Source organism: Cellulomonas sp. P4_H12 (assembly GCF_056400905.1).
The window spans coordinates 1-22079 of record NZ_JBFUKJ010000039.1 but is presented as its reverse complement, the minus strand read 5'-3'; the positions used below and the strand labels follow the sequence as shown (position 1 = coordinate 22079).

Below are 22079 nucleotides of genomic sequence, written 5' to 3'. Positions count from 1 at the left end.
CCGCGACGGCGACCCCGGTGACCGACTCCGGGGCCGCCGTCGCGGCGCGCCTGACGGACGTCACCCAGCACTTCGGCGAGGCGGCCCGACCGCCCGTGCTCGAGCACATCGACCTCACCGTCCATCGCGGGGAGTTCGTCAGCCTGCTCGGGGCGTCCGGCTGCGGGAAGTCGACGCTGCTCTCGCTGGTCGCCGGCCTGGACAAGCCCGTGTCGGGCACGGTCGAGGTCACCGGCGGACGGCCGGCGCTGATGTTCCAGGAGCCGGCCCTCTACCCGTGGCTCACGGCGGGCGCCAACATCGAGCTCGCCCTGCGGCTGCGCGGCGTCGGCCGCACCGAGCGCCGCGAGGAGGCCCAGCGGCTGCTCGCGCTGGTCCGGCTCGAGGGCGCCGGCCCCAAGCGCGTCCACGAGCTGTCCGGCGGGATGCGCCAGCGCGTGGCGCTCGCCCGGGCCCTCGCGCAGGAGGGCGACCTGCTGCTCATGGACGAGCCGTTCGCGGCGCTCGACGCGATCACGCGGGACGTCCTGCACGAGGAGCTCATGCGCATCTGGGCCGAGACCGGCCGCGCCGTCATCTTCGTGACCCACAACGTCCGCGAGGCGGTCCGGCTGGGTCAGCGGGTGGTCCTGCTCTCCTCGCGGCCCGGCCGCGTGGTGCGGGAGTGGACCGTGGACCTGCCGCAGCCGCGGCGCATCGAGGACCCGGGGGTGTCGCGCCTGAGCGCCGAGATCACCGAGCACCTGCGTGAGGAGATCGCTCGCCATGGCCACTGAGACCGCCGCACCCGTCCGGCCGAGCGAGCGCGACCTCGCCGCCGGGCTCGACGCGCTCGAGACCCCGATCGCCGCCCCGCGCCGCTCGCCGTGGCAGGAGGCGTGGCGCGCGATCTGGCCGGTGCTCGGCGCCCTCGCGGTGCTCGTCGCCGTCTGGCAGATCGCCTACGTCCTCGAGCTCAAGCCGCCGTACGCGCTGCCGAGCCCGGCCGACACGTGGCAGACCCTGCTGCACTCGATCCAGGACGGCTCCGCGTGGCGCGCGGTCAGCCTGAGCCTGCAGCGGGCCGCGGTCGGCTTCATCCTGTCCGTCGTGGTCGGCGTGGCCATCGGGGTCGTGCTCGCGGCCTCCCCCCTGCTGCGGCGCGCGTTCGGCCCGATCATCACCGGTCTGCAGTCGCTGCCGTCGGTCGCGTGGGTGCCCGCCGCGATCATCTGGTTCCAGTTCAGCAACGCGACCATGTACGCCGTGATCCTGCTCGGCGCGGTGCCGTCGATCGTCAACGGCCTCCTCGCCGGCACCGACCAGGTGCCGCCGCTGTACCTGCGCGTCGGCCAGGTGCTCGGCGCCCGCGGATGGACGCGGATCCGGTACGTCCTGCTGCCCGCCGCGCTGCCCGGCTTCCTCGGCGGGCTTAAGCAGGGCTGGGCCTTCGCGTGGCGCTCGCTCATGGCCGCCGAGCTCATCACCTACTCGCCGCAGCTGGGTACCGGCCTCGGTCAGCTGCTCGACATCGGCCGCCAGACCAGCGACATGTCCCTGGTCATCGCGGCGATCAGCCTGATCTTCCTGGTCGGCATCCTCATCGAGCTGCTCGTCTTCGCGCCGCTCGAGCGGCACGTGCTGCACTCGCGCGGGCTCACCGGCGCGGTGTCGTCGAAGGGCCGCGGCTAGGAACGTGCGCGCGCCAGCATCCCGCGGACGTAGGACGCCTGGCCCGCGTGCTGGAGGCTGTCGCCGACGATGCTGACCAGCCGCACCCCGAGGGTCACGGGCGGGTCCCACCGCTCGTCGACGACCACGTCGAGGTCGGACTCCGTCAGGCGCTGGAGGTACGCGGCGGTCTGCTGGGCGACCGCGTCGTAGTACCCGAGCAGCAGCTCGGCCGACGCCCGGACCTGCCCGACCTCCTCGGTGCTCTGCCCGTACCCGCTGGCGGCGCGGTCGAACGGCAGGTCGAAGCGGTCCGCCCAGCCCTGCGCGGTCCACACCTGCTCGACGCCCGCGACGTCCGCGATCTGCCCGTCCTCGCCGCGGCCCGCGTGCCACGCCAGCCACGCGATGGTGTTCGCGCCCGGGTCCGGCCGGTACGTCAGCTCGTCGACGGACAGCCCACCCACGGCCCGGCCCAGCACCTCCCCGACGCGCGAGAAGGACTCGGTCAACAGCTCGGAGATGTTCACGGTCACCGACGCTACGTCGAGCCTCGGCGTCCCGCGCGATGGGGAAGGATGGCGCCGGGCGAGGGCCTCGACGAGGAGGATCGATGAGCGGCACCGTGGTGGTGACCGGCGCGGCCGGACGGATCGGCCAGTACCTGCGGCACGCGGACGGCGGCCTCGCGGCGCGCGGCTGGTCGCCCGTGCTCGTGGACGTGGCGGACCCGGGCGAGCCGTTCACCCGGCTCGACGTGGCCGACGAGGACGCGCTCGACGGGCTCGCGGCGGTCATGTCCGGTGCGATCGCCGTGGTCCACCTGGCCGGCATCCCCCACGAGGACGCGTGGGAGGCCATCCGGCGCACCAACATCGACGGCACCTACCGGGTGCTCGAGGCCGCCCGGCGCGCCGGCGTCGGCCGCGTGGTCCTGGCGAGCTCGTGCCACGCGGTGGGCTTCTACCCGGCGGACGAGGTCGCCCGCACGGATCGACCGACGCGGCCCGACACGTTCTACGGGGTCTCCAAGGTCGCCGACGAGGCGCTGGCCAGCCTGTACGCCGACCGGCACGGGATGCAGACCGTGTCCCTGCGCATCGGGCAGTGCGACGACGTGCCGCGCACGACGTTCGACCTGGGCATCTGGCTGAGCCCGGGCGACGCGGTCCGGCTGGTCGACGCCGCCCTGCGCGGGCCGGTGGACGGCCCGACGATCGCGTACGGCACCTCCGCCAACACGCGCGGCTGGTGGGACCTCACCAGCGCGAGGGCGCTGGGCTACGAGCCGCGGGACGACGCCGAGCGCTAYGCCGACGAGGTCGCGCCGTACGACGGGCCGCCGCTGCTCGGCGGCGACATGGCGGCGTCGTGAGCTACGCGTTCGAGGCGCCGCTCTGGCTGTGGGAGGCGCGGCGCACGGACGCGTGGACCTTCGTCAGCCTGCCGACMGACGTTGCCGACGAGGTTCTCGACCTGGTGGGCGACCGCACGCGCGGGTTCGGGTCGGTGCGGGTCGAGGTCACCGTGGGCGGCACCGTCTGGCGGACGTCGATCTTCCCGTCGGCGGACACCTACGTGCTGCCGGTGAAGAAGGCCGTCCGGCGGGCCGAGTCGCTGGAGGTCGGCGACACGGTCCGGGTCCGGCTGAGCCTGGTCGACTTCTAGCGGGCCCGGCGCAGGATCTCGTCGACGACCTCCTCGATCGGGGCGGTCGCATCGATGATCTCCGCGTCCTGCGGCACGTCGGCGCCCGTGTGGTGCCACTGCACGATGCGCTCGCGGTCGGTCGGCACCCCACCGCCCCACTCCTCGTCCGGGCGTGCGTCGAGCCGCCGGTGCAGCGTGGCGAGGTCGACGTGGAGGACGAACACCGTGTCGAACAGGTCGATGAAGCGGGAGAAGTTACGAGAGCCGCCACAGAAGAAGGTCGCTGCCTCCCGCTGGTCGGCCGCCAGCGCTCTGACCTTGTCGACATCCCAGAGGTGGTTCTCGTGCGCGCCCACCGCGGTCGGCTCACCCGTGACCGGGTCGCCCTGGTACGCCAGCTCGCGGTCGCCGTGGATCACCTGGTACCCGCGCCGGTGCAGCTCGTCGGCCACCGACGTCTTGCCCGTGCCCGACAGGCCCTCGACCAGATAGTTTCGACTGCCCACGCGACCCCCGGGGCCTAGACGAGGTCGGCCAGCAGCGTTGCCGCCCGCGCCGCGCCGTCGGTGCGCACCGGGCGGTAGCGGACGTCGCGCCCGGCCTCCTTGAGGATCGCGTCCGCGAGCGCGTCGAGGTCCTGCGCGTCCTCGTACGCGAGGTGCCGGCCGGCCTCGTACCGGTCGAGGCGCTTGCGCACGTGCATGTTCTGCTCGAAGTGGTGCCGCAGGGGCACGTAGACGAACGGCTTGTTCAGCGCGGTGAGCTCCATGGTCGTGGTCAGCCCGCCCTGCACCACGGCGACGTCGCACGCCGCGAGGTGGCGGAACAGGTCGGGCACGTAGCCGAGCACCGTCGACCCCTCGTACGCCGGGAGCGAGGCGGGGTCGATGCGCGGACCGGTGACGAAGGCGAACCGGATCTCCGGCGCCGCCTCGCGCACCAGCGGCACGGTGTCCATGACGCGCCGCAGCAGGGACGTGCCGACGCCGGACCCGCCCACGGTGACCAGGCAGAGCTTCTCCCCCGGCCCGACCCCGAGCTCGGCGCGGAGCTGCGACGTCCCCTCCACCGCGGCCGGGTCGAATCCCGTGACGTACCCGGCGAAGTCGAAGTTCGCCTCGGTCCACGCGCGGATGCTGGGCAGGCCCGGGCCGAAGTCGTCCTCGACGACGTCGTCCGGGTCGCCGACGAACACCGACCGGTCCCGCACGCGCGCGAACCGGGCGCGCTGCTCGATCATCTCGGCGTTGTAGTCGGCGGTCAGCGCGGCCTCCCGGGCGCCGCCGTCGGGCATCGGCAGCCAGCCGACGAAGTCGGTCATCCACGCGAACGCGAACCGCTTGAGCTCCGGGTTCTCGTGCAGGAAGTAGTCGACGTCCCACGCCTCGTCGCCGACGACCAGGTCGTAGTCCCCGTCGGCCACGACCTCGTCGAACACCATGAAGTTGTGCACGAGGATCTCGTCCATCCGGCGGATCGCCTGGAACGCGTGCAGGTCGTGCTCCCCGGCCTCGTGCTCGATGTGCCCTGACTCGTTGCGCAGCCACGCCGACGCCGGGTGGACCCGCTCACCGTGCTGCGCGAGCACGCGCGTGACCGGGTTCTGCGCCAGCCAGTCGATCTGCAGCCCGGGGCGCCGCGCGCGCAGCTCGGCGGCGATGGAGACGTCGCGCTGCGCGTGGCCCAGGCCGATCGGCGACGAGAGGTACAGCGCGCGGGGCGCCCGGCTCGCGGCACGCCGCCAGGTCCGCCGCGGCGGCACCGGGTGGAGCCGGTCGATGAACTGCGCGATGAGGTGGTTGACCTTCACCGGGTCACGCGCGGACGGGCCGTGACCGGCTCCCTCGAGCAGGACGAGGTCGCCGCGGGTGAGCTCGGCCAGCTTCTCGCCGAACGCCTGCGGCCGGATCCGGTCGTCGGTGCCGTGGACCACGACCACCGGGCAGGTGACCTGCTGCGCGAGCGGCGCGATCGGCTCGCACACCGCGCCGTCGCACCCCAGCCGGCCGGCGGTGGTGTCCGCGAGCACCTGCGGCATGATCTCGTGCGCCCACCCGATGCAGTCCTCGATCTGCTTGGTCGAGTGCGGCTCGGGGAACATGTGCCGGAAGAAGAACGCCGTGAAGTCGTCGTACCCGCCGCCCAGCCAGTAGTGCTTGTTGTACTTGGCCCAGCCGTGGGTGTCGTCGAGCGGCTCGTCCCACGGCACGTGGTCGCGGCCGGGCGTCGCCACGTCCAGGCCGCACGACGGGGCGATGGCCATCAGCCCGGTCACGCGCGCGGGGTGCTTCGCGGCCACGTGCACAGCCCACGACGCCCCGCACGACTCGGTGACCAGCACGGCGGCCGCGGTGTCCGTCGCGTCGAGCACGGCGACGATGTCGGCGGCGTACTCGACGTCCGTGTACGCGGCCGCGCCCTCGGGCCGCCCGGAGCGACCACTCCCCCGCCCGTCGAACGTGATCACCCGGTAGTGCCGCGCGAGGAAGCCGAGCTGGGCCTTCCAGAACAGCGACGGCACGATCGACCAGGTGGGGACCAGCACCACCGTCGGCGCGTGGTCCTGGCCGTACACCTCGTAGGCGAGCTCGACCCCGTCCCGCACCACGACGCCGACGTCGTCGGGATCGGCGGACCTGCTCGGGCGACGCGGGGTCACCCGAGCAGTGTCCGCCTGCGGGGTGCCCTGCGTCACGGGCGCACCTCGAACACGTTGTTGAACGGCGTGCTCGCGGCGGTGCGGAAGCCGGTGAACCCGGCGGCCGTGGAGACGTCGCGGATCTTGGCCGGGCCGGCCTGCGTGCCGAGCGCGAGCCCGACGTCCTGGCTGAGCGAGGCGGGGGTGCAGACCAGCGTGGAGAAGCCGTAGTACGTCCGGCCGACCGTGTTGAGGTTGTCCTCGACGCGGTCGCCCGCCATGGGCTCGACCACCATCCACGTGCCGTCGTCGGCGATCGCGTCGCGAACGTGCCGGGCCGCCCCCACCGGGTCGCCCATGTCGTGCAGGGCGTCGAAGACCGCGATCAGGTCGTAGCCCGTGCCGGTGAACTCGGTCGCCGACGCCACCTCGAACGTGACCCGGTCGGCGACGCCCGCCGCGACGGCCCGCTCGCGCGCCACCGCGATCGACTCGGCGTGGTAGTCCGAGCCGACGAACGTGGACCGCGGGAACGCCTTGGCCAGCAGGATCGTGGAGGCGCCGTGCCCGCAGCCGACGTCGGCCACGCGGGCGCCCGCCTCGAGCTTCGCCTGGACGCCGTCCAGCGCCGGGATCCACTCGGTGAGCAGGTGCCCGTTGTACATCGTGCGGAAGAAGCGCTCGCAGCCGTGGTGGACGTCGCCGTTGTGTGCGTGCCAGCCGAGCCCGTCGCCGTCCTTGGCGACCGAGAAGATCTCCTCGGCGTCCCGGACGGCGCCGTAGGCCAGCTGGAAGAACCCGGGCAGGTACGCCGGGCTGGTCTCGTCGGTCAGCGCGACGGCGTGCTCGGCCGGCAGCGTGTACCGGCGGGTCTCGGCGTCGTACTCGACGTAGCCGCCCGCTGCCTGGTTGTTGAGCCACTCCCGCGCGTAGTGCTCGCTGGTGCCGGTCTGCTCGGCCAGCTCAGCCGGCGTGATCGGCCGGCCGTCGGCCATCGCGGTGTAGTAGCCGAGCTTGTCGCCCATCACGACCAGCGCCGTGTTCAAGGTGGCGCCGACCTCGTCGACGGCGCGGAAGACGAAGCCCATGAGCTTCTCGGGGTCGATGGTCCGCTGAGGAAGGGTCTCGGTCATGGTCCTGCGCTCCTTGGAAGGGGGGGATCTGTCGTGACTCGACACTCGCCCTGACGGGCGGGTCGTCGGATCAGGGGACCCCCCTGGTCCGCTCCCTAGACTCGATCCGTGCTGGTCGGCCGCGAGCGCGAGCGCCAGGTCATCGGGAAGCTGGTGGCCTCGGCCCGCGTGGGCGAGAGCGGCACGCTCGTGCTCACCGGTGAGGCGGGGATCGGCAAGAGCGCGCTGCTCGAGGACGCCGCGGCTGCCGTGGCCGACGCGGGGATGCGCGTGCTGCGGGCGGCGGGCATCGACGCCGAGCGCGAGGTGCCGTTCGGGGGGCTGCTCCAGCTCCTGCGGCCCGTGCTCGGCCTGCTCGACGCCATCCCGGCGCCCCAGGCCGAGGCGCTCGGTTCCGCGCTCGCGCTCGTCCCAGGCTCCGGCGGCGAGCGGTTCGCGGTCGGCGCGGCGGTGCTCAGCCTGCTCAGCCGGGCGGCCGAGGACGGGCCCGTCGCCGTGCTCGTCGACGACGCCCACCTGCTCGACCCGCCGTCGGCGCAGGCGCTGTGCTTCGCCGCCCGGCGGCTCACGGCCGATCCCGTGGTCGTGCTGCTGGCGGTCCGCGACGAGGGTCCGTCCGTGGTGGGCTCGGCCGGCCTGCCGACGCTCGCGCTCGGCGGGCTCGCGGACGAGGACGCGGCGTCGCTGGCCGGCTCGGTGGGCCACCGCCTGTCTCCGGACGCCCGCGCCCGCCTGCTCGCGGCGACCGGGGGCAACCCACTGGCGCTCCTCGAGCTGACGGACGAGGGGGTCGACGCCCTCCCGCCCGGCGCGCCCGTCCCGGTGCCGGCCTCGCTGGCCAGGACGTTCGCCCGTCGCGCGGACTTCCTGTCCCCGGCCTCGCGGACCGCCGTCCTCGTCGCCGCGGCGGCCGGCGGCGACCTCGCGGTGACCGCCCGGGCATGCGCGCTGCTCGACGTCTCCGTGGCCGACCTCGACGAGGCCGCGCAGGCGCAGCTGCTGACGGTCGGCACCGACCGCGTGACGTTCCGGCACGACCTCGTCCGCTCGGGCATCTACGCGGAGGCCGCGCCGGCCACCCTGCGCGCGGTCCACGCGGCACTCGCCCGGGCGGTGCCGCCCGACGACGCCGACCGGCKGGCCTGGCACCTCGGCGAGGCGACGGCCGAGCCCGACGCCGCCGTCGCAACCGTGCTCGACGACGCCGCGACGCGCGCCCGTGCGCGCGGCGCCCACGCGGTCGCGGCGGCCGGGTTCGAGCGCGCCGCACGGCTCACACCGGACCCGGCCGACCGGGCGCGACGCCTGGTGTCGGCCGCGGAGAGCGCATGGCGCGCCGGGCTGCCGGACGCCGCGGTCGACCTGCTCGCCCGCGCGTCCTCGCTGCCGCAGACCTCGGACCTGCGGATCCGCGCCGCGGCGCTCGACGGGGCGGTCGCGCTGCGCACGGGATCGATCGAACGCGCCCGGGACATCCTCATCACGGCCGGTCTCGCGGCCGCCGACGACGACCCCGACGCCGCGACCTGGCTGCTCGCCGACGGGATCCAGGCATGCCAGTTCGCCGGGGACATCGCCGCCGCGACGTCGGCCGCGGCCCGGATCGAACAGCTCGAGCCGCAGACGGCCCGGGCGAGGTGGGTGGGCACGATGGCGACCGCGGTCGCCGGCGTCCTCACCGGGCACGGCGGCCCCGACCTGCTGCGGGCGGGGATCGCCCAGGCGGAGCAGTTCCTCGCGGACCCGCAGCTGGCGCCGTGGCTCGTCGTCGGGCCGCTCTACCTGCGCGAGAGCGCCGTCGGGCGCGACGTGATCCCGACCGTCGTCGGCCACACCCGCGCCCGCACCGACATCGGCGGCCTCCCGATCCTGCTGTTCTACGTCGCGCGCGACCAGGCGACGACCGACCGCTGGGACGACGCCGTCGTCGGCTACACGGAGGCGGTCCAGCTCGCCCGCGAGGCCGGCCAGTCGACGGACGTCGCGGCCTGCCTGGCGGGCCTGGCGTGGCTCGAGGCGCGCCGCGGCGACGTCGACGCGTGCCGGTCCCACGCCGCCGAGGCGCTGGACATCGCTCGCACGCACCACCTCGGGTTCTTCCAGGCGTGGGCGATGACGGCCCTGGCCGAGCTCGAGCTGGGCGCCGGGCACGTCGAGGCCGCGCTCGACGGTTACGTCGCCCTCGACCGGTTGCTCACCGAGCTCGGGCTCGTCGACGTCGACCTGTCCCCCGCGGCGGAGATGGTCGAGGCGCTCGTGCACCTGGGTCGGGACGCCGAGGCGCACGCGCTGGCGGCGTCGCTGACGGAGCGCGCCGAGCTCAAGGGCCAGCCGTGGTCGCTGGCCCGCGCGGCCCGCGCCGCCGGCCTGACCTGCCCGGACACCGTGGTCGACGTGTGCTTCTCGGTCGCGCTCGGCTACCACGGCCACACCCCGGACGACTTCGAGACGGCGCGCACCGAGCTGGCCTACGGCTCCCGCATGCGGCGGCTGAAGCGCCGGGTCGACGCCCGCCCGCACCTGCGGGCCGCGCTCGCGACGTTCGAGCGGCTCGGTGCAGTCCCGTGGGCCGACCAGGCGGCCGCCGAGCTGCGCGCCACGGGCGAGACCGCCCAGCGGCGCAGCGCCACCGGCCTCGACCACCTCACGCCCCAGGAGCTGCAGGTGGCCCGCATGCTCGCCGGCGGGCGCACCACCCGGGAGGCCGCCGCCGCGCTGTTCCTCAGCCCGAAGACGATCGAGTACCACCTGCGCAACGTGTACCTGAAGCTCGGGGTGCGCTCGCGCAGCGAGCTGGCGGGCGCCATCCCGCGGTAGCCGAGGACCGGACCTAGCCTGGCCGGATGACAGACGACGCGCCGGGGGGCACCGTCGCCCTCGACCTGACCACCCGCAAGACCTACCGCTACCTGCGCGTGTCGGTCCTCGTGCTGGTCCTGCTCCTGGTCACGTCCCTGGCGATCGAGATGATCTGGGGCGACAGCCCCCGGCTGGGCTCGATCAGCGCGTACTACTACACCCCCGTGCGGGCCGTGCTCGTCGGGTCGCTGGTCGCCCTCGCCCCCGCGCTCATCGCGATCAAGGGCCGGCCCGGCTGGGAGGACGCGCTGCTGGACCTCGCCGGCATGCTCATCCCGCTGGTGGCGTTCGTGCCGGCGCCCCTGCGGGTCGGCTGCGCGGCGAACGTCGAGACGTGCACGCCGGCCGAGGTCCAGCCCGGCGTACGGAACAACGTCAGCGCGCTCCTCGTCGTGGGGGCCGTGTGCCTGGCCTTCGCGTGGTGCAGCGCGCAGCCCCGCGGCCGCGTCATCACCCTCGCCCTCGTCGTCGCGACCGGCGTGTGGCTCGCGTTCGGCCTCTGGTTCGTCGTCTCGTTCGACACGTTCCTGGTCGGCGCCCACTACGCGGCGGCGATCGCGTTCTTCGTCCTCATCTCGGCCGTCGCGTGGATCAACGGCCGGCGCGCGGTCGAGCGGGGCAACGGCCGCGGCATGACGCCCGACGGGTACGCCCGCGCGTACAAGGCGATCAGCCTGCTCATGGTGCTGACGATCGTCGTCGCGAGCGTCAACTACGGGGTCACGGTGCTCGCAGGCGGCACGCTCTGGTTCGCGACGATCCTCGTGGTCGAGGCCGTCCTGCTCGTGCTCTTCGCCGTCTTCTGGGCGTTGCAGACGGCGGAGAACTGGGACGAGGAGGCCGTCGAGACCGTCCCGCCGGAGGCGTGACTCAGCCCGCGACCACGACCTGGATCTCGTTGTTCCACGGGTCCTCGAACGCGAGCACGTCGCCGGCGTCGCGGACCGCCACGCCACGGCTGGCCAGGCGCGCGGCCAGAGCCCCGCGCTCGTCGGCCGTCGGCAGCTCGATGGTGACCTCGCCCAGCCCGAGCGCCGGCCACCGGCCCTGCGCGCCGCGGCTCTGCCACGTGTTCATGGCCAGGTGGTGGTGGTACCCGCCCGCGGAGACGAAGAGCGCCTGCGTGCCGTACTCGGCGGTGACCTCGAAGCCGACGGTCTCGACGTAGAACTGGTGGGCCGTGGCGATGTCGCCCACCTTGAGGTGCACGTGGCCCACGGCGGCCGCGCCGTCGAGCGCGTCGGGGTCCGCGAGGTTCTCCCGCAGGAACCCGTTCGGGTCGAGGTACTCGGTGGCCATCGCCACGCGCCCCTTCTCCCAGCCCCACTGCTCGCGCGGCCGGTCCCAGTACAGCTCGACGCCGTTGCCCTCGGGGTCGTCGAAGTACAGCGCCTTGGAGACCAGGTGGTCGGAGCTGCCGGTGAACGACGCGGGGAAGTGCCGCGCCACGGAGAAGACCGACGAGGCCAGGTCGGCCTGCTGGTCGAACAGGATCGCCGTGTGGAAGAGGCCGGCGGCGGACGACGGCGCGTGCTTGAGCAGCGGCGTGTGCTCGAGCACGACCGCCGGGACGCCCTGGCGTCCGAGCGTCACGCGGTCCCCCTCGGCGCCGAGCACCTGCAGGCCGATGCCGCGGGAGTAGTAGTCCGTCATGGCGTCGAGGTCGCCCACCTTGAGGGTGACGGCGCCGACGTCGGTCCGGGCGTCGAGGATCTCGCTCATGCCGTCAGCCCGAACCCGCCGGTCCACGACGTCTTCTCCGCCGCGGCCAGCGTCATCTGGAGGAAGCCCACGGCCTCGAGCTCGTGGGCCCGCTTGAGGGAGCCCGCGTCGACGGCCCGCAGGCCGCCCGCCTCGACGATCCCGGCGAGGGCCGACTTGGCGTCCCCGTCGTCGCCCGCGATGAGCACGGCCGTCTTCTCCTCGCCGACCTCGCCGCTGCGCAGCGTGGCGGCGAACGTGGTGTTGAACGCCTTGAGCACGGACGCCCCCGGCACCGCCTCGGCGAGCACCGCCGCCGCTGAGCTGCCGGCGGGGACGACGAGCTCGTCGAAGGTGGCGAAGTCGACGGGGTTGGACAGGTCGACGAGCACCTTGCCGTCGAGCTGGCCCGCGTACCGGGCGAGGACCTCGTCGTAGGCCCCGTAGGGCAGCGCGAGGACCACGATGTCGCCGGTGAGCGGGTCGCCGACCGTGCCGTGCGTCGCACCCGGGATGGCGACCTTGAGCGGCTGCCGCGTGAGCACCTGCGCGTCGTTGCCGCCGGCGATGACCCGCCACGCGATGGCCGAGCCCATGTTGCCCGCCCCGATGATCGTCACAGTGCTCACAGCGTCCTCCTGAGTGATTGGTTGTCGCTTCAACAACTGTACCTCTAATACTTGTAGCGTCAAGTATTTGATAGGGTCTCTTGCATGGGCGAGGTGCGATGGCTGGACGACGAGCAGCTGCGCGCCTGGAAGAAGCTCATCGCCGTCGTCGAGCTGCTCCCGGGCACGCTCGAGACCCAGCTCCAGCGCGACTCCGGACTGAGCCACTTCGAGTACTTCACGCTCGCCATGCTCTCCGAGGCACCCGACCGCACGCTTCGGATGACCGCCCTCGCCGCGCACACCAACGCGACGCTCGCCCGGCTCTCCCACGTGGTGTCGCGCCTGGAGAAGCGCGGGCTGGTCCGGCGCGAGGCCTGCGCGGACGACCGCCGGGCGACGAACGCCGTCCTCACGCCCGCCGGCTGGGACGCGGTCGTGGCCGCCGCCCCGGGCCACGCCGGCACCGTGCTGGCCACGGTGATCGACCCGCTGACCGCGACCGACGTGGCCGACCTCGACCGGATCATGGGCCGCATCCTCGAGGTCCTCGACCCCGCGCACGTCATGGTGGCGCCCGGGACGGCCGATGACTGAGGTGTGCTGCTCACCCTCACGCTGATCGGCCTCCTCACCCTCGCCGCGGGCCTCGCGGTGCGCTGGGTGCTGCACCGCGTCGACGCCCTCGGTCGCGTCGCGCCCTTCCCGACGATCAGCGTCGGGCTGTCCCTCGTCCTCGCCCTCTGCTGCGCCGTCCCGCTCGTCGTGCAGTCCGTCGTCGAGCACCGGCTGCAGCGCGCCGCCGCCGAGGTCGCGGGCGAGCCCGTGCGGGTGCACTGCCAGGGGCTCGGGCAGGCGTTCCTCGACCTGGGCCCGGAGCTGGGCTTCGTCCGCTGGGGCCCGGACGGGATTCCCGAGCACCAGACCCTGATCAAGCGGGAGCCGTGCGCCCACGTGCGCGCGTGGCTGTGGTCGTCGAAGGCCGCGCCCACGCTCGACCAGGTGATCGCCGTGCACGTGCTCACCCACGAGACCATGCACATGGTCGGGATCACGGACGAGGCCCGGGCGGAGTGCGCCGCCGTGCAGCGGGACGCGTCGATGGCCGCGGCGCTCGGGGCGTCGCCGCTCGAGGCCGCGCACCTCGCGCGCACCTACTGGACCGAGGTGTACCCGCGGATGCCGGACGGGTACGTGGGTGGCTGCGGGCCGGGCGGCGCCTACGACGAGGGTCTGCCGACGCCGCCCTGGTGACAGCCGCGCGGCCACAGGGTGCAGACATCCGCGCGCGCACCTGGTGTGCTGGGGGCAGCCGCACGGCAAGGAGGCCGACATGTGTCGCTGGCTCGCGTACACCGGATCGCCCGTCCTCATCGAGGACCTGCTCTACAAGCCGACGAACTCGCTGATCGTGCAGAGCCTGCACAGCCGGCTCGGGGCCGAGGCGACCAACGGGGACGGGTTCGGCCTCGGCTGGTACGACGAGCACTCCCCCACGCCCGGCGTCTTCCGGAGCATCGAGCCGGCGTGGAGCGACCGCAACCTGCAGGAGCTGTCCGCCCACGTCCGCTCCGGCGTGGTCCTCGCGCACATCCGCGCGACGAGCGGGTCCGCCGTGCAGCAGACCAACTGCCACCCGTTCCGCCACGGACGGTGGCTGTGGATGCACAACGGGCTGCTCGCCGGGTTCTCGAGCTACAAGCGGGAGATGGCGATGGCGGTGGACCCGGACCTGTTCCCGCTCATCGAGGGGTCGACCGACTCCGAGCTGCTGTTCTACCTGGCCCTCACGTTCGGCCTGGAGGACGACCCGCCGACCGCCGTCGCCCGCGCGGTCGGCTTCGTCGAGGAGGTGGCCGGCCGGCACGACGTGGCGTTCCCCGTGCAGATGACCGTCGCGACCACCGACGGGACGCGGCTCTGGGCGTTCCGCTACTCGACCGAGGGCCAGTCGCGCTCGCTGTTCCGCAATGCCGACGTGGCCGTGCTGCGCGAGCAGTACCCCGAGAACCCGCTCCTGCACGGGCTCGCGGACACCACGCGGATCGTCGTGTCGGAGCCGTTGGGCGACCTCAAGGGCGCGTGGCACGAGGTGCCCGAGAGCACATACCTGGTGATCGACGACGGTCAGGAGGAGCTGCGGCCGTTCGTGCCGGCCTGAGCCGTCACCCGTGCTCGAGGCAGAGGCAGAACGGGTGCCCTGTCGGGTCCGCATAGACCCGGAACGGGTCCTCGGGGTGGCCCTCCTCCTCGGGCGTGCCGGTCAACGGGCGCGCGCCGTGCCGCACGGCGTGCTCGTGGGCCGCCGCGAGGTCCAGGACCGTGAAGTCGACGTGGACCCGGGCGTCGCTGCGCCACGGCGGGACGACGGCGTCGGACCGCTGGAAGCCCAGCCGGGTGCCGAGCTCGGGGTCGACGAGCAGCAGGAACTCGTCGCCGTCCGGGTCGACGGTCTCGTGCCCAGGCGCGTACTCCCACCCGAGGAGCCCGCGGTAGAACTCCGCCAGGTCGCGGGGCTCCGCGCAGTCCACCGTCGGCTGGCGCAGGTGAATGGTCATGGACCGACGCTAGCCGGGCGCGGCGCGTCGCTCATCTGTTGCGAGCACCCCGGGACGGTCATACGTTCCCCGGGTCGAGGTCCAGCAGCGGCGCGTCGATCCAGACAGGACGCTGGAGCGCGCATGAGCACAACCACGGGTGAAGCACAGCCGGCTGCGGTGCGGAGCCTCATCCCGGCCCGCCTCGACCGGCTCCCCTGGACGAGGTTCCACTGGATGGTGGTCGTCGGGCTCGGCGTCTCGTGGATCCTCGACGGGCTCGAGATCCAGCTCGTCGCGAACGTCGGATCCGTCCTCACGGAGCCGGAGAGCGGGCTGGGCATCTCGCCGGCGCAGGTCGGGCTCCTGGCCTCGGCGTACCTCGTCGGACAGGTCGTCGGGGCCCTGGTCTTCGGTCGGCTGACGGACCGGCTGGGTCGGCGGCGGCTGTTCATCCTGACCCTCGTGATCTACCTGGTCGGCAGCGGTCTGGGCGGGCTCTCGTGGAACCTGACGTCGTTCCTCGTGTTCCGGTTCATCGCGGGCATGGGGATCGGCGGGGAGTACACCGCGATCAACTCGGCCATCGACGAGCTGATCCCCGCGCACTTCCGCGGCCGGGTGGACATCGCCGTGAACGGCACGTACTGGGCCGGCGCGCTCATCGGGTCCCTCGGCGCGCTGGTGCTGCTCAACCCCGACCTCGTGCCCATCTTCTGGGGCTGGCGGATCTGCTTCTTCATCGGACCGGTGCTGGGCCTGGTGATCATCTACATCCGGCGGCACATCCCCGAGAGCCCGCGCTGGCAGCTCACGCACGGGTACGCCAAGGAGGCCGAGGCCACCATCGACGGGATCGAGGAGACGGTCCGCGGGCAGGGCGTCGAGCTGCCGCCGGTCGACGAGAGCAAGGCCATCGAGGTGGTCAGCGAGAAGTCGATCCCGATCCTGCACGTCGCGAGGATCATGTTCTCCGAGTACCGACGCCGCGCGATCCTCGGCGGCACGATGATGATCACGCAGTCGTTCCTCTACAACGCGATCTTCTTCAGCTACGCGCTGGTGCTCACCAACTTCTTCGACGTCCCGAGCGGCAAGGTCCCGCTCTACTTCATCCCGTTCGCCTTCGGGAACCTGCTCGGTCCGCTGCTCCTCGGGCACCTGTTCGACGTGTGGGGTCGCCGCAGGATGATCCTGCTGACCTACGGGATCTCGTCCGTCGTGCTCGCCGTGGCGGCGGCGCTGTTCGCCGCGGACATGCTGACCGCCGTCACGCAGACGATCCTGTGGTGCATCTGCTTCTTCTTCGCCTCGGCGGGCGCGTCCTCGGCGTACCTCACGGTCAGCGAGATCTTCCCGCTCGAGCTGCGCGGGCAGGCGATCGCCTTCTTCTTCTGCATCGCGCAGCTCTCAGGTGCCGCGGCCGCCGCGCTGTACGCGGCGCTGGTGGGCGAGGGCGACTCCCGCGGGCCGCTCACGCTCGGCTACCTGCTGGGCGCGGCCCTCATGCTCACCGGCGGTCTGGTCGCGTGGTTCATCGGCGTCGACGCCGAACGCAAGTCGCTGGAGGACATCGCCGACCCGCTCACGTCGACGCGCCGACGGGGCGCCGTCCGCGCGACGGGGGCGAGCGACAACATCCGCTGACCGTCGCGGCCCTGGGCCGCGTCACATCCCCGACACGTGGGTACGGTTCACTCGGCAGACCATGGACCTGACCTCGCTGGACCGCATCCGCGCGGCACACGACCGGACCGACCTCGCGCTCGGTCCCGGCGGCGCGCCCCTGGCCGGCGGCACGTGGCTGTTCTCCGAGCCGCAGCCGGACCTGACGGAGCTGGTCGACCTCACCACGCTGCGCTGGCCGGCGATCGAGGTGACGCCCGGTGGCCTCTCCGTGGCGGCCACGTGCACGATCCGCACCCTGGTCGACCACCCGCCCGTGCCGGGCTGGGCGTCGCAGCACCTGGTCGCGCGGTGCGCTCGCTCGCTGGTGGCGTCGGAGAAGATCTGGGACTGGGCGACCGTCGGCGGCAACGTCTGCGTGGCGCTGCCCGCCGGCGCGCTCACCACGCTCGCCGTGGCGCTCGACGCGACCGCGGTCGTGTGGGCGCCGGACGGCGGCGAGCGACGGCAGCCGGTCGCCAACTTCGTCACGGGGGTGCGGACGACGACCCTCGCGCCCGGCGAGGTGCTGCGCTCCCTCGAGCTCGACGCGGCGGTGCTGGCCGAGCGGGCGGTGTTCCGCCGCGTCGCGCTGACCCGCCACGGCCGTTCCGGCGCGATCGTCGTCGGCCGCCGGTCAGGCGACGGGCTCGTCGTCACTCTCACCGCCGGCGTGACGCACCCGCACCGGCTCGCGTTCGCGGACGTGCCCTCGGCCGACGAGCTGCGCGCCGCGGTCGAGCGGGTGGACGACTGGTACGACGACCCCCACGGCGCGCCGGACTGGCGGCGGGCCATGACGCTGCGGCTCGCCGAGCAGGTGCGGGAGGAGCTCGCATGAGGTTCGAGGTCAACGGCGCACCGCTCGACGCCGACCCGGCGCCGGGCCAGGTGCTGCGCACGCTCCTGCGCGAGCACGGGCACGTCGAGGTCAAGAAGGGCTGCGACACGGGCGACTGCGGCGCGTGCACGGTGCTGCTCGACGGCCGGCCCACCCACTCGTGCCTGGTGCCCGCCTACCGCGCCGACGGGCGCTCGGTCACCACCGTGTCGGGGCTCGGCACGGTCGACGAGCCGCACCCGGTCCAGCAGGCGTTCGTCGACGCAGCCGCCTTCCAGTGCGGGTTCTGCACGGCGGGGATGGTCACGACCGTGGCGGGCCTGGACCTCGCCGAGGGCGACGACCACGAGACCGCGCGGCTGCTCAAGGGCAACCTCTGCCGGTGCACGGGGTACCGCTCGATCTGCGACGCCGTGGCCCGTCGGCGCAACACCGTCGAGCCGCTGGCCGGGCAGGACGCCGGCCGGTCGGTCCGCTCGCCCGCCGCCCGCCGGATCGTCACCGGTCGCGAGCCGTTCACGCTCGACGTCCCCGCCACGGACCTCGCGCACCTCGCCGTGCTGGGCAGCCCGCACGCGCACGCCCTGATCGTGTCGATCGACGCCACCGACGCGCTCGCCGCGCCGGGCGTCCTCGCCGTCCTCACCCACGAGGACTCCCCCGCGACGCTCTTCTCGACCGCCCGGCACGAGTCCCGCCTCGACGACCCCGACGACACCCGCGTGCTCGACGACGTCCTGCGGTTCCGCGGCCAGCGGGTCGCCATCGTGGTCGCCGAGTCGCTGCGGGAGGCCGAGCGCGCGCGGGCGCTGCTGCGCGTCGAGTACGAGGTGCTGCCGGCGGTCGTCGACCCCGAGTCGGCGCGGCAGCCGGGCGCGCCCCTCGTGCACGGCGACAAGGGCCCCGAGGCGCGCATCTCGGAGCCGGGCCGCAACGTCGTCGCGCAGCTGCACGCCGAGATGGGCTCCGTGACCGAGGCGCTGGCGTCGTCGGCCCACCGGGTGAGCGGCACGTACCGGACCAGCCGCGTCTCGCACGCCGCGCTGGAGACGCACGCGACCCGCGGCTGGCTCGACGAGGACGGCCGGCTGGTCCTGCGCACCAGCACCCAGGTCCCGTACCTGGTCCGCAAGGAGATCGCCCACATCTTCGGCCTCGCGGAGGACGGGGTGCGGGTGCTGACCGGCCGGGTCGGCGGCGGGTTCGGCGGCAAGCAGGAGCTGCTCACCGAGGACGTCGTCGCACTCGCCGTCCTGCGCACGGGCCGCGCCGTGCAGTACGAGATGACGCGCGCCGACGAGTTCACGATCGTGCCCAGCCGGCACCCGGTCCGCGTCGAGGTGGAGCTGGGCGCCGACGCCGACGGCGTGCTCACCGCGATGCGCATCGACGTGCTGAACAACACCGGCGCGTACGGCAACCACGGCCCGGGCGTCATGTTCCACGGCGTGAGCGAGTCGATGGCCGTCTACCGCTGCCCGAACAAGCGCGTCGACGCCGAGGCCGTCTACACCCACACGCTGCCCGGCGGCGCGTTCCGCGGGTACGGGCTCGGGCAGATCATCTTCGCGATCGAGTCCGCGATGGACGACCTGGCACGGTCCGCGGGCATCGACCCGTTCGACCTGCGCCGTCGCAACGTCGTCGTGCCGGGCGACCGCCTGCTGGTCACCGATGCCGACGAGGTGGGCGACCTGGGCATCAACTCGTACGGCCTGGACCAGTGCCTCGACCTCGCGCAGCGGGCTCTGGCCGACCGCACCCTCGACCCGCCGGCGCCGGACGGCACGCTCGTCGGGGACGGGATGGCCGTGGCGATGATCGCGACCATCGCCCCGCGCGGGCACTACGCCGAGGCGACCGTCCGGCTGCTCGACGACGGCCGGTACGAGGCGAGCGTCGGCACCACCGAGTTCGGCAACGGCACCACGACCGTGCACGGCCAGCTGGTCGCGCAGGCGCTGGGCACGACCGTCGACCGGATCGTCATCCGGCAGTCCGACACCGACGTCGCCGGGTACGACACGGGCGCGTTCGGGTCGGCCGGGGTCGTCGTCGCCGGGCTGGCACTCCATCGGGCGGCCCTCCAGCTGCGCGGGAAGGTCCTGGCGGCCGCAGCGGCGCTGCGCGACCACCCGAGCGACGAGCCGCGGACGTGGGACGAGGGCCTGACGCCCGACGCTGCCGCCGGGGTCCCGCTGACGGAGATCGCGCGCGCGGTGCCGGGGCTGACCGGCCAGGGCAACCACGACGGCTCCCCGCGGTCCGTGGCCTTCAACGTGCACGCCTTCCGGGTGGCCGTCGACCCGCACACCGGCGAGGTGACCGTCCTGCGCTCGATCCAGGCCGTCGATGCCGGGACCGTCCTGCACCCCGAGCAGCTGCGCGGGCAGGTCGAGGGGGGCACCGGCCAGGCGGTCGGCAGCGCGCTGTACGAGGAGATGCGGCTCGACGACGAGGGCCGCGTGACCACCGCCTCGTTCCGCAGCTACCACGTGCCGCAGATGATCGACCTGCCCCGCACGGAGGTGCTGTTCGCCCAGACCACCGACGACCTCGGCCCGCTGGGCGCCAAGTCGATGAGCGAGGCGCCCTACAACCCGGTCGCCCCGGCCCTCGCCAACGCCGTCCGCGACGCCCTGGGCCTCCGCCCGACCGAGCTCCCGATGACGGCCGACCGCCTGTGGCGCCTCACGAACAGATGAGGCGCAACGTCCGCACAAAGAGGGGTCAGGACCCGTCTTCGTGCGGACGCTACGGAGTAGGCAGGCGCAACGTCCGCGCTTAGTGGGGTCAGGACCCGTCTTTGTGCGGACGTTGCGGGGAGGGTCAGGGGTGCGGGGCGTGGATCGGGCCTCGGCGAGTGGTCAGGGGGAGGCCCGAGGACGACGCGCGGGACGCGAGGATCTCCGCCAGCACCGAGATCGCCGTCTCGGCCGGGGTCGAGGCGCCGAGGTCCAGGCCGATGGGCGCGTGCAGGCGGCCGAGCTCCTCGGGCACGGCGCCGCGCTCGACCAGGGCCGCGGTCCGCCGGTCCTGGGTCCGCCGCGAGCCCATCGCTCCCACGTAGCCGGCGCCGGAACGCAGCGCGGCCAGCACCAGGTCGGCGTCGAACCGGTCGTCGTGCGCCATCACGCAGACGGCATCGCGCGGGCCCAGCACCTGCAGGCCGAGGTGGCGGACGGGCCAGTCGACGACGACCTCGTCGGCCCCCGGGTGCCGACGGGGCGTGGCCAGCACGGCGCGGGCGTCGCACACCGTCACGCGGTACCCGACGGCGCGCGCGGCCGAGGCGAGCGCGGCGGAGAACTCGAGCGCGCCGTAGACGAGCATGCGCGGCGGCGCGGAGGCGACCTCGACGAACACCTCGACGCCGCCGTCCGGGCCGGCGACGCGCACCAGTCCCGAGCGGTCGAGCGACGGCACCGACCCGGCCGGCAGCKCCCCGTCGAGCGGCGTGACCACGACGGCGTCCCTGCCCTGCGCGGCGGCGGACAGCGGCGGGAGGTCCGCGGCGCCGAGCTCGCGCGCGTGCACCCGCAGGACTCCTCCGCAGGTCAGGCCCACGGCGAACGCGTCCTCATCGGTGACGCCGTACTCCTGCACCCCGGGCGCGGCGCCGGCCAGCACGGCGGTGCACAGCTCATAGAGGGCACCCTCGACGCACCCGCCGGCCACGCTGCCGAGGGCGGCGCCCGTGTCGTCCACGGCCATCGAGGTGCCGACGACCGTGGGCGCGCTGCCGGTCATCGACACGACCGTGGCGACGGCCACGCGGTGCCCGGCGGTCAGACGCGCGAGCAGGCGGTCCGCGATCTCCAGCACTCAGGTCACCTCCCCGCAACGTGGCGGTGCTAGCAAGTCCCCATGCTGACACTCTCCGGGGCCCTGGCCGTCGTCGTCGATACGCAGACCGAGCGCGTCGGGGACGTGCACGTGACCGACGGCCTGATCACGCACGACGCCGCGCCCGGCGCCGAGGTGCTCGACGTCGGTGGCTGCGTGGTCACGCCGGGGCTGGTCAACGCGCACCACCACCTGCTGCAGACGGCGTTCCGCACGCTGCCCGGCACGCGCGGCGTCCCCATGGCGTCGTGGCTGCCGACGATGGCCGCGGCCTACGCCGCCGCGGGCGTGGACGGCGAGCTCGCGGAGACGGCGGCGGCCGCGGGTCTGGCCGAGGCCCTGCTCAGCGGCGTGACGACGGTCGCCGACCACCACCTCACCTGGCCCGACGACGTCGACGCCTCGGTCGACGTGGCCCGCGGCACGGCCGACGCCGCGCAGCGCCTCGGCGCCCGGCTCGTGCTCGTGCGCGGCAGCGCCCGCGACGACCCGGAGCGTGCGGCGCTGTCCGCCGAGGCGATCGTGGCCGCCCTCCCGCAGGACGGCATGCTGCAGCTGGCCGTGGGACCGGCGGGCGTGCACAGCGACGGGCCTGAGACGTTCCGGCTGCTCGGGGAGGTCGCGGCCCGGCACGGCCTGCGCCGGCGCACGCAGGCGAACGAGCAGGTCGACGTGGTCGCCGCGGTCGAGCGGTACGGCCGACGCCCGCTGGACCTGCTCGACGAGTGGGGCTGGCTCGCGCCCGACGTCACGCTCGCGCACCTGTGCGGCATCACCGACGACGAGCTCGCGCGCCTCGCGGCGAGCGGGGTGACGGCGACGCACGCGCCCGGCTGCGACCTGCCGATGGGCTGGGGCGYCGCGCCGGTGGCCGCGCTGCTCGACGCGGGGGTCGCCGTCGGGCTCGGCACCAGCGGCGGCGGCTCCAACGACGCCGGCCACCTGCTGGCC

General features: G+C 73.9%; 21 protein-coding genes. 13 read left to right on the top strand and 8 right to left on the bottom strand.

The annotated features are described in order from the left end of the window. Positions 1-50: 50 nt before the first annotated feature. Entirely contained in the window at positions 51-776 is a 726-nt protein-coding gene (locus AC1DQC_RS18010) for an ABC transporter ATP-binding protein (protein ID WP_477052612.1), read from the top strand. Beyond that, positions 766-1671 carry an ABC transporter permease gene (locus AC1DQC_RS18005; RefSeq protein WP_477052605.1) on the top strand — a complete coding sequence of 302 codons (906 nt, stop codon included), beginning with the start codon at positions 766-768 and terminating at the stop codon, positions 1669-1671. Before AC1DQC_RS18010 ends, AC1DQC_RS18005 begins: the two co-directional genes overlap by 11 nt. On the opposite strand, the gene AC1DQC_RS18000 is transcribed toward AC1DQC_RS18005, so the two are convergent. Further along, positions 1668-2180: a mycothiol transferase gene (locus tag AC1DQC_RS18000; protein ID WP_477052604.1), complete on the bottom strand. Its 513-nt coding sequence runs from the start codon at positions 2178-2180 to the stop codon at positions 1668-1670. The genes AC1DQC_RS18005 and AC1DQC_RS18000 overlap by 4 nt on opposite strands. 83 nt (positions 2181-2263) lie before the next feature. On the opposite strand from AC1DQC_RS18000, the gene AC1DQC_RS17995 reads away from it, so the two are divergent. Next, positions 2264-3025: an NAD-dependent epimerase/dehydratase family protein gene (locus tag AC1DQC_RS17995; protein ID WP_477052603.1), complete on the top strand. Its 762-nt coding sequence runs from the start codon at positions 2264-2266 to the stop codon at positions 3023-3025. Continuing rightward, positions 3022-3318, top strand: coding sequence for a DUF1905 domain-containing protein (locus AC1DQC_RS17990; protein ID WP_477052602.1), 297 nt, complete (start codon positions 3022-3024; stop codon positions 3316-3318). Before AC1DQC_RS17995 ends, AC1DQC_RS17990 begins: the two co-directional genes overlap by 4 nt. Here the strand turns inward: AC1DQC_RS17990 and AC1DQC_RS17985 are convergent. Genes AC1DQC_RS17985 through AC1DQC_RS17975 form a run of 3 tightly spaced genes read right to left on the bottom strand, consistent with a single transcriptional unit; the run spans position 3315 to position 7071 of the window. Beyond that, a complete protein-coding gene (locus AC1DQC_RS17985; RefSeq protein WP_477052601.1) occupies positions 3315-3806 on the bottom strand; it encodes an AAA family ATPase in 492 nt (163 codons plus the stop codon). The genes AC1DQC_RS17990 and AC1DQC_RS17985 overlap by 4 nt on opposite strands. A 14-nt stretch (positions 3807-3820) precedes the next feature. Further along, the gene (locus AC1DQC_RS17980; protein WP_477052600.1) at positions 3821-5995 is read right to left on the bottom strand and encodes an alpha/beta fold hydrolase; all 2175 of its coding nucleotides are present in this window, start codon (positions 5993-5995) and stop codon (positions 3821-3823) included. Then, on the bottom strand, positions 5992-7071 hold the full coding sequence (locus tag AC1DQC_RS17975; protein WP_477052599.1) for a class I SAM-dependent methyltransferase: 1080 nt from the start codon (positions 7069-7071) through the stop codon (positions 5992-5994). Before AC1DQC_RS17975 ends, AC1DQC_RS17980 begins: the two co-directional genes overlap by 4 nt. 108 nt (positions 7072-7179) lie before the next feature. On the opposite strand from AC1DQC_RS17975, the gene AC1DQC_RS17970 reads away from it, so the two are divergent. Together AC1DQC_RS17970 and AC1DQC_RS17965 are read left to right on the top strand one after the other, a co-directional pair. Next, positions 7180-9888 carry a helix-turn-helix transcriptional regulator gene (locus AC1DQC_RS17970; protein ID WP_477052598.1) on the top strand — a complete coding sequence of 903 codons (2709 nt, stop codon included), beginning with the start codon at positions 7180-7182 and terminating at the stop codon, positions 9886-9888. A gap of 26 nt (positions 9889-9914) precedes the next feature. Continuing rightward, on the top strand, positions 9915-10799 hold the full coding sequence (locus tag AC1DQC_RS17965) for a hypothetical protein (protein ID WP_477052597.1): 885 nt from the start codon (positions 9915-9917) through the stop codon (positions 10797-10799). Position 10800: 1 nt separating this feature from the next. Here AC1DQC_RS17965 and AC1DQC_RS17960 read toward each other — a convergent pair whose 3' ends face one another. Both AC1DQC_RS17960 and AC1DQC_RS17955 read right to left on the bottom strand, forming a co-directional pair. Beyond that, complete coding sequence (locus AC1DQC_RS17960; protein WP_477052596.1) at positions 10801-11652, bottom strand: VOC family protein; 852 nt, start codon at positions 11650-11652, stop codon at positions 10801-10803. Beyond that, complete coding sequence (locus AC1DQC_RS17955) at positions 11649-12260, bottom strand: NADPH-dependent F420 reductase (protein WP_477052595.1); 612 nt, start codon at positions 12258-12260, stop codon at positions 11649-11651. The genes AC1DQC_RS17960 and AC1DQC_RS17955 overlap by 4 nt, the downstream gene beginning before the upstream one ends. A gap of 84 nt (positions 12261-12344) precedes the next feature. Here AC1DQC_RS17955 and AC1DQC_RS17950 point away from each other — a divergent pair, with 84 nt between their 5' ends. The 3 genes from AC1DQC_RS17950 to AC1DQC_RS17940 all read left to right on the top strand — a co-directional run bounded on the left by AC1DQC_RS17950 (position 12345) and on the right by AC1DQC_RS17940 (position 14400). Further along, positions 12345-12836: a MarR family winged helix-turn-helix transcriptional regulator gene (locus AC1DQC_RS17950; protein WP_477052594.1), complete on the top strand. Its 492-nt coding sequence runs from the start codon at positions 12345-12347 to the stop codon at positions 12834-12836. Positions 12837-12839: 3 nt separating this feature from the next. After that, positions 12840-13493, top strand: coding sequence for a hypothetical protein (locus tag AC1DQC_RS17945; protein WP_477052593.1), 654 nt, complete (start codon positions 12840-12842; stop codon positions 13491-13493). Positions 13494-13572: 79 nt separating this feature from the next. Continuing rightward, entirely contained in the window at positions 13573-14400 is an 828-nt protein-coding gene (locus AC1DQC_RS17940; protein WP_477052592.1) for a class II glutamine amidotransferase, read from the top strand. Between the two features lie 4 nt (positions 14401-14404). On the opposite strand, the gene AC1DQC_RS17935 is transcribed toward AC1DQC_RS17940, so the two are convergent. Beyond that, on the bottom strand, positions 14405-14797 hold the full coding sequence (locus AC1DQC_RS17935) for a VOC family protein (protein WP_477052591.1): 393 nt from the start codon (positions 14795-14797) through the stop codon (positions 14405-14407). A gap of 123 nt (positions 14798-14920) precedes the next feature. Between AC1DQC_RS17935 and AC1DQC_RS17930 the strand changes: the two genes are divergently transcribed. The 3 genes from AC1DQC_RS17930 (at position 14921) to AC1DQC_RS17920 (ending at position 19987) form a co-directional block, all read left to right on the top strand. After that, positions 14921-16423, top strand: a complete 1503-nt coding sequence (locus tag AC1DQC_RS17930) for an MFS transporter (protein ID WP_477052590.1) — start codon at positions 14921-14923, stop codon at positions 16421-16423. A 61-nt stretch (positions 16424-16484) separates the two neighbouring features. After that, on the top strand, positions 16485-17282 hold the full coding sequence (locus AC1DQC_RS17925) for an FAD binding domain-containing protein (protein ID WP_477052589.1): 798 nt from the start codon (positions 16485-16487) through the stop codon (positions 17280-17282). After that, on the top strand, positions 17279-19987 hold the full coding sequence (locus tag AC1DQC_RS17920; protein WP_477052588.1) for a molybdopterin-dependent oxidoreductase: 2709 nt from the start codon (positions 17279-17281) through the stop codon (positions 19985-19987). Before AC1DQC_RS17925 ends, AC1DQC_RS17920 begins: the two co-directional genes overlap by 4 nt. Before the next feature lie 124 nt (positions 19988-20111). Here the strand turns inward: AC1DQC_RS17920 and AC1DQC_RS17915 are convergent, their stop codons facing one another. Then, positions 20112-21107, bottom strand: a complete 996-nt coding sequence (locus AC1DQC_RS17915; protein ID WP_477052587.1) for an XdhC family protein — start codon at positions 21105-21107, stop codon at positions 20112-20114. Positions 21108-21149: 42 nt separating this feature from the next. On the opposite strand from AC1DQC_RS17915, the gene AC1DQC_RS17910 reads away from it, so the two are divergent. Further along, positions 21150-22079 (top strand): amidohydrolase family protein (locus AC1DQC_RS17910; protein WP_477052586.1); only part of this gene is annotated, 930 nt, incomplete at its 3' end.

Bases quoted from the DNA above. Each gene is read 5' to 3' on its own strand.
- AC1DQC_RS18005 (WP_477052605.1), top strand. From the start codon at position 766: ATGGCCACTGAGACCGCCGCACCCGTCCGGCCGAGCGAGCGCGACCTC.
- AC1DQC_RS17975 (WP_477052599.1), bottom strand. From the start codon at position 7,071: ATGACCGAGACCCTTCCTCAGCGGACCATCGACCCCGAGAAGCTCATG.
- AC1DQC_RS17965 (WP_477052597.1), top strand. From the start codon at position 9,915: ATGACAGACGACGCGCCGGGGGGCACCGTCGCCCTCGACCTGACCACC.
- AC1DQC_RS17960 (WP_477052596.1), bottom strand. From the start codon at position 11,652: ATGAGCGAGATCCTCGACGCCCGGACCGACGTCGGCGCCGTCACCCTC.
- AC1DQC_RS17950 (WP_477052594.1), top strand. From the start codon at position 12,345: ATGGGCGAGGTGCGATGGCTGGACGACGAGCAGCTGCGCGCCTGGAAG.
- AC1DQC_RS17940 (WP_477052592.1), top strand. From the start codon at position 13,573: ATGTGTCGCTGGCTCGCGTACACCGGATCGCCCGTCCTCATCGAGGAC.
- AC1DQC_RS17935 (WP_477052591.1), bottom strand. From the start codon at position 14,797: ATGACCATTCACCTGCGCCAGCCGACGGTGGACTGCGCGGAGCCCCGC.
- AC1DQC_RS17930 (WP_477052590.1), top strand. From the start codon at position 14,921: ATGAGCACAACCACGGGTGAAGCACAGCCGGCTGCGGTGCGGAGCCTC.
- AC1DQC_RS17925 (WP_477052589.1), top strand. From the start codon at position 16,485: ATGGACCTGACCTCGCTGGACCGCATCCGCGCGGCACACGACCGGACC.
- AC1DQC_RS17920 (WP_477052588.1), top strand. From the start codon at position 17,279: ATGAGGTTCGAGGTCAACGGCGCACCGCTCGACGCCGACCCGGCGCCG.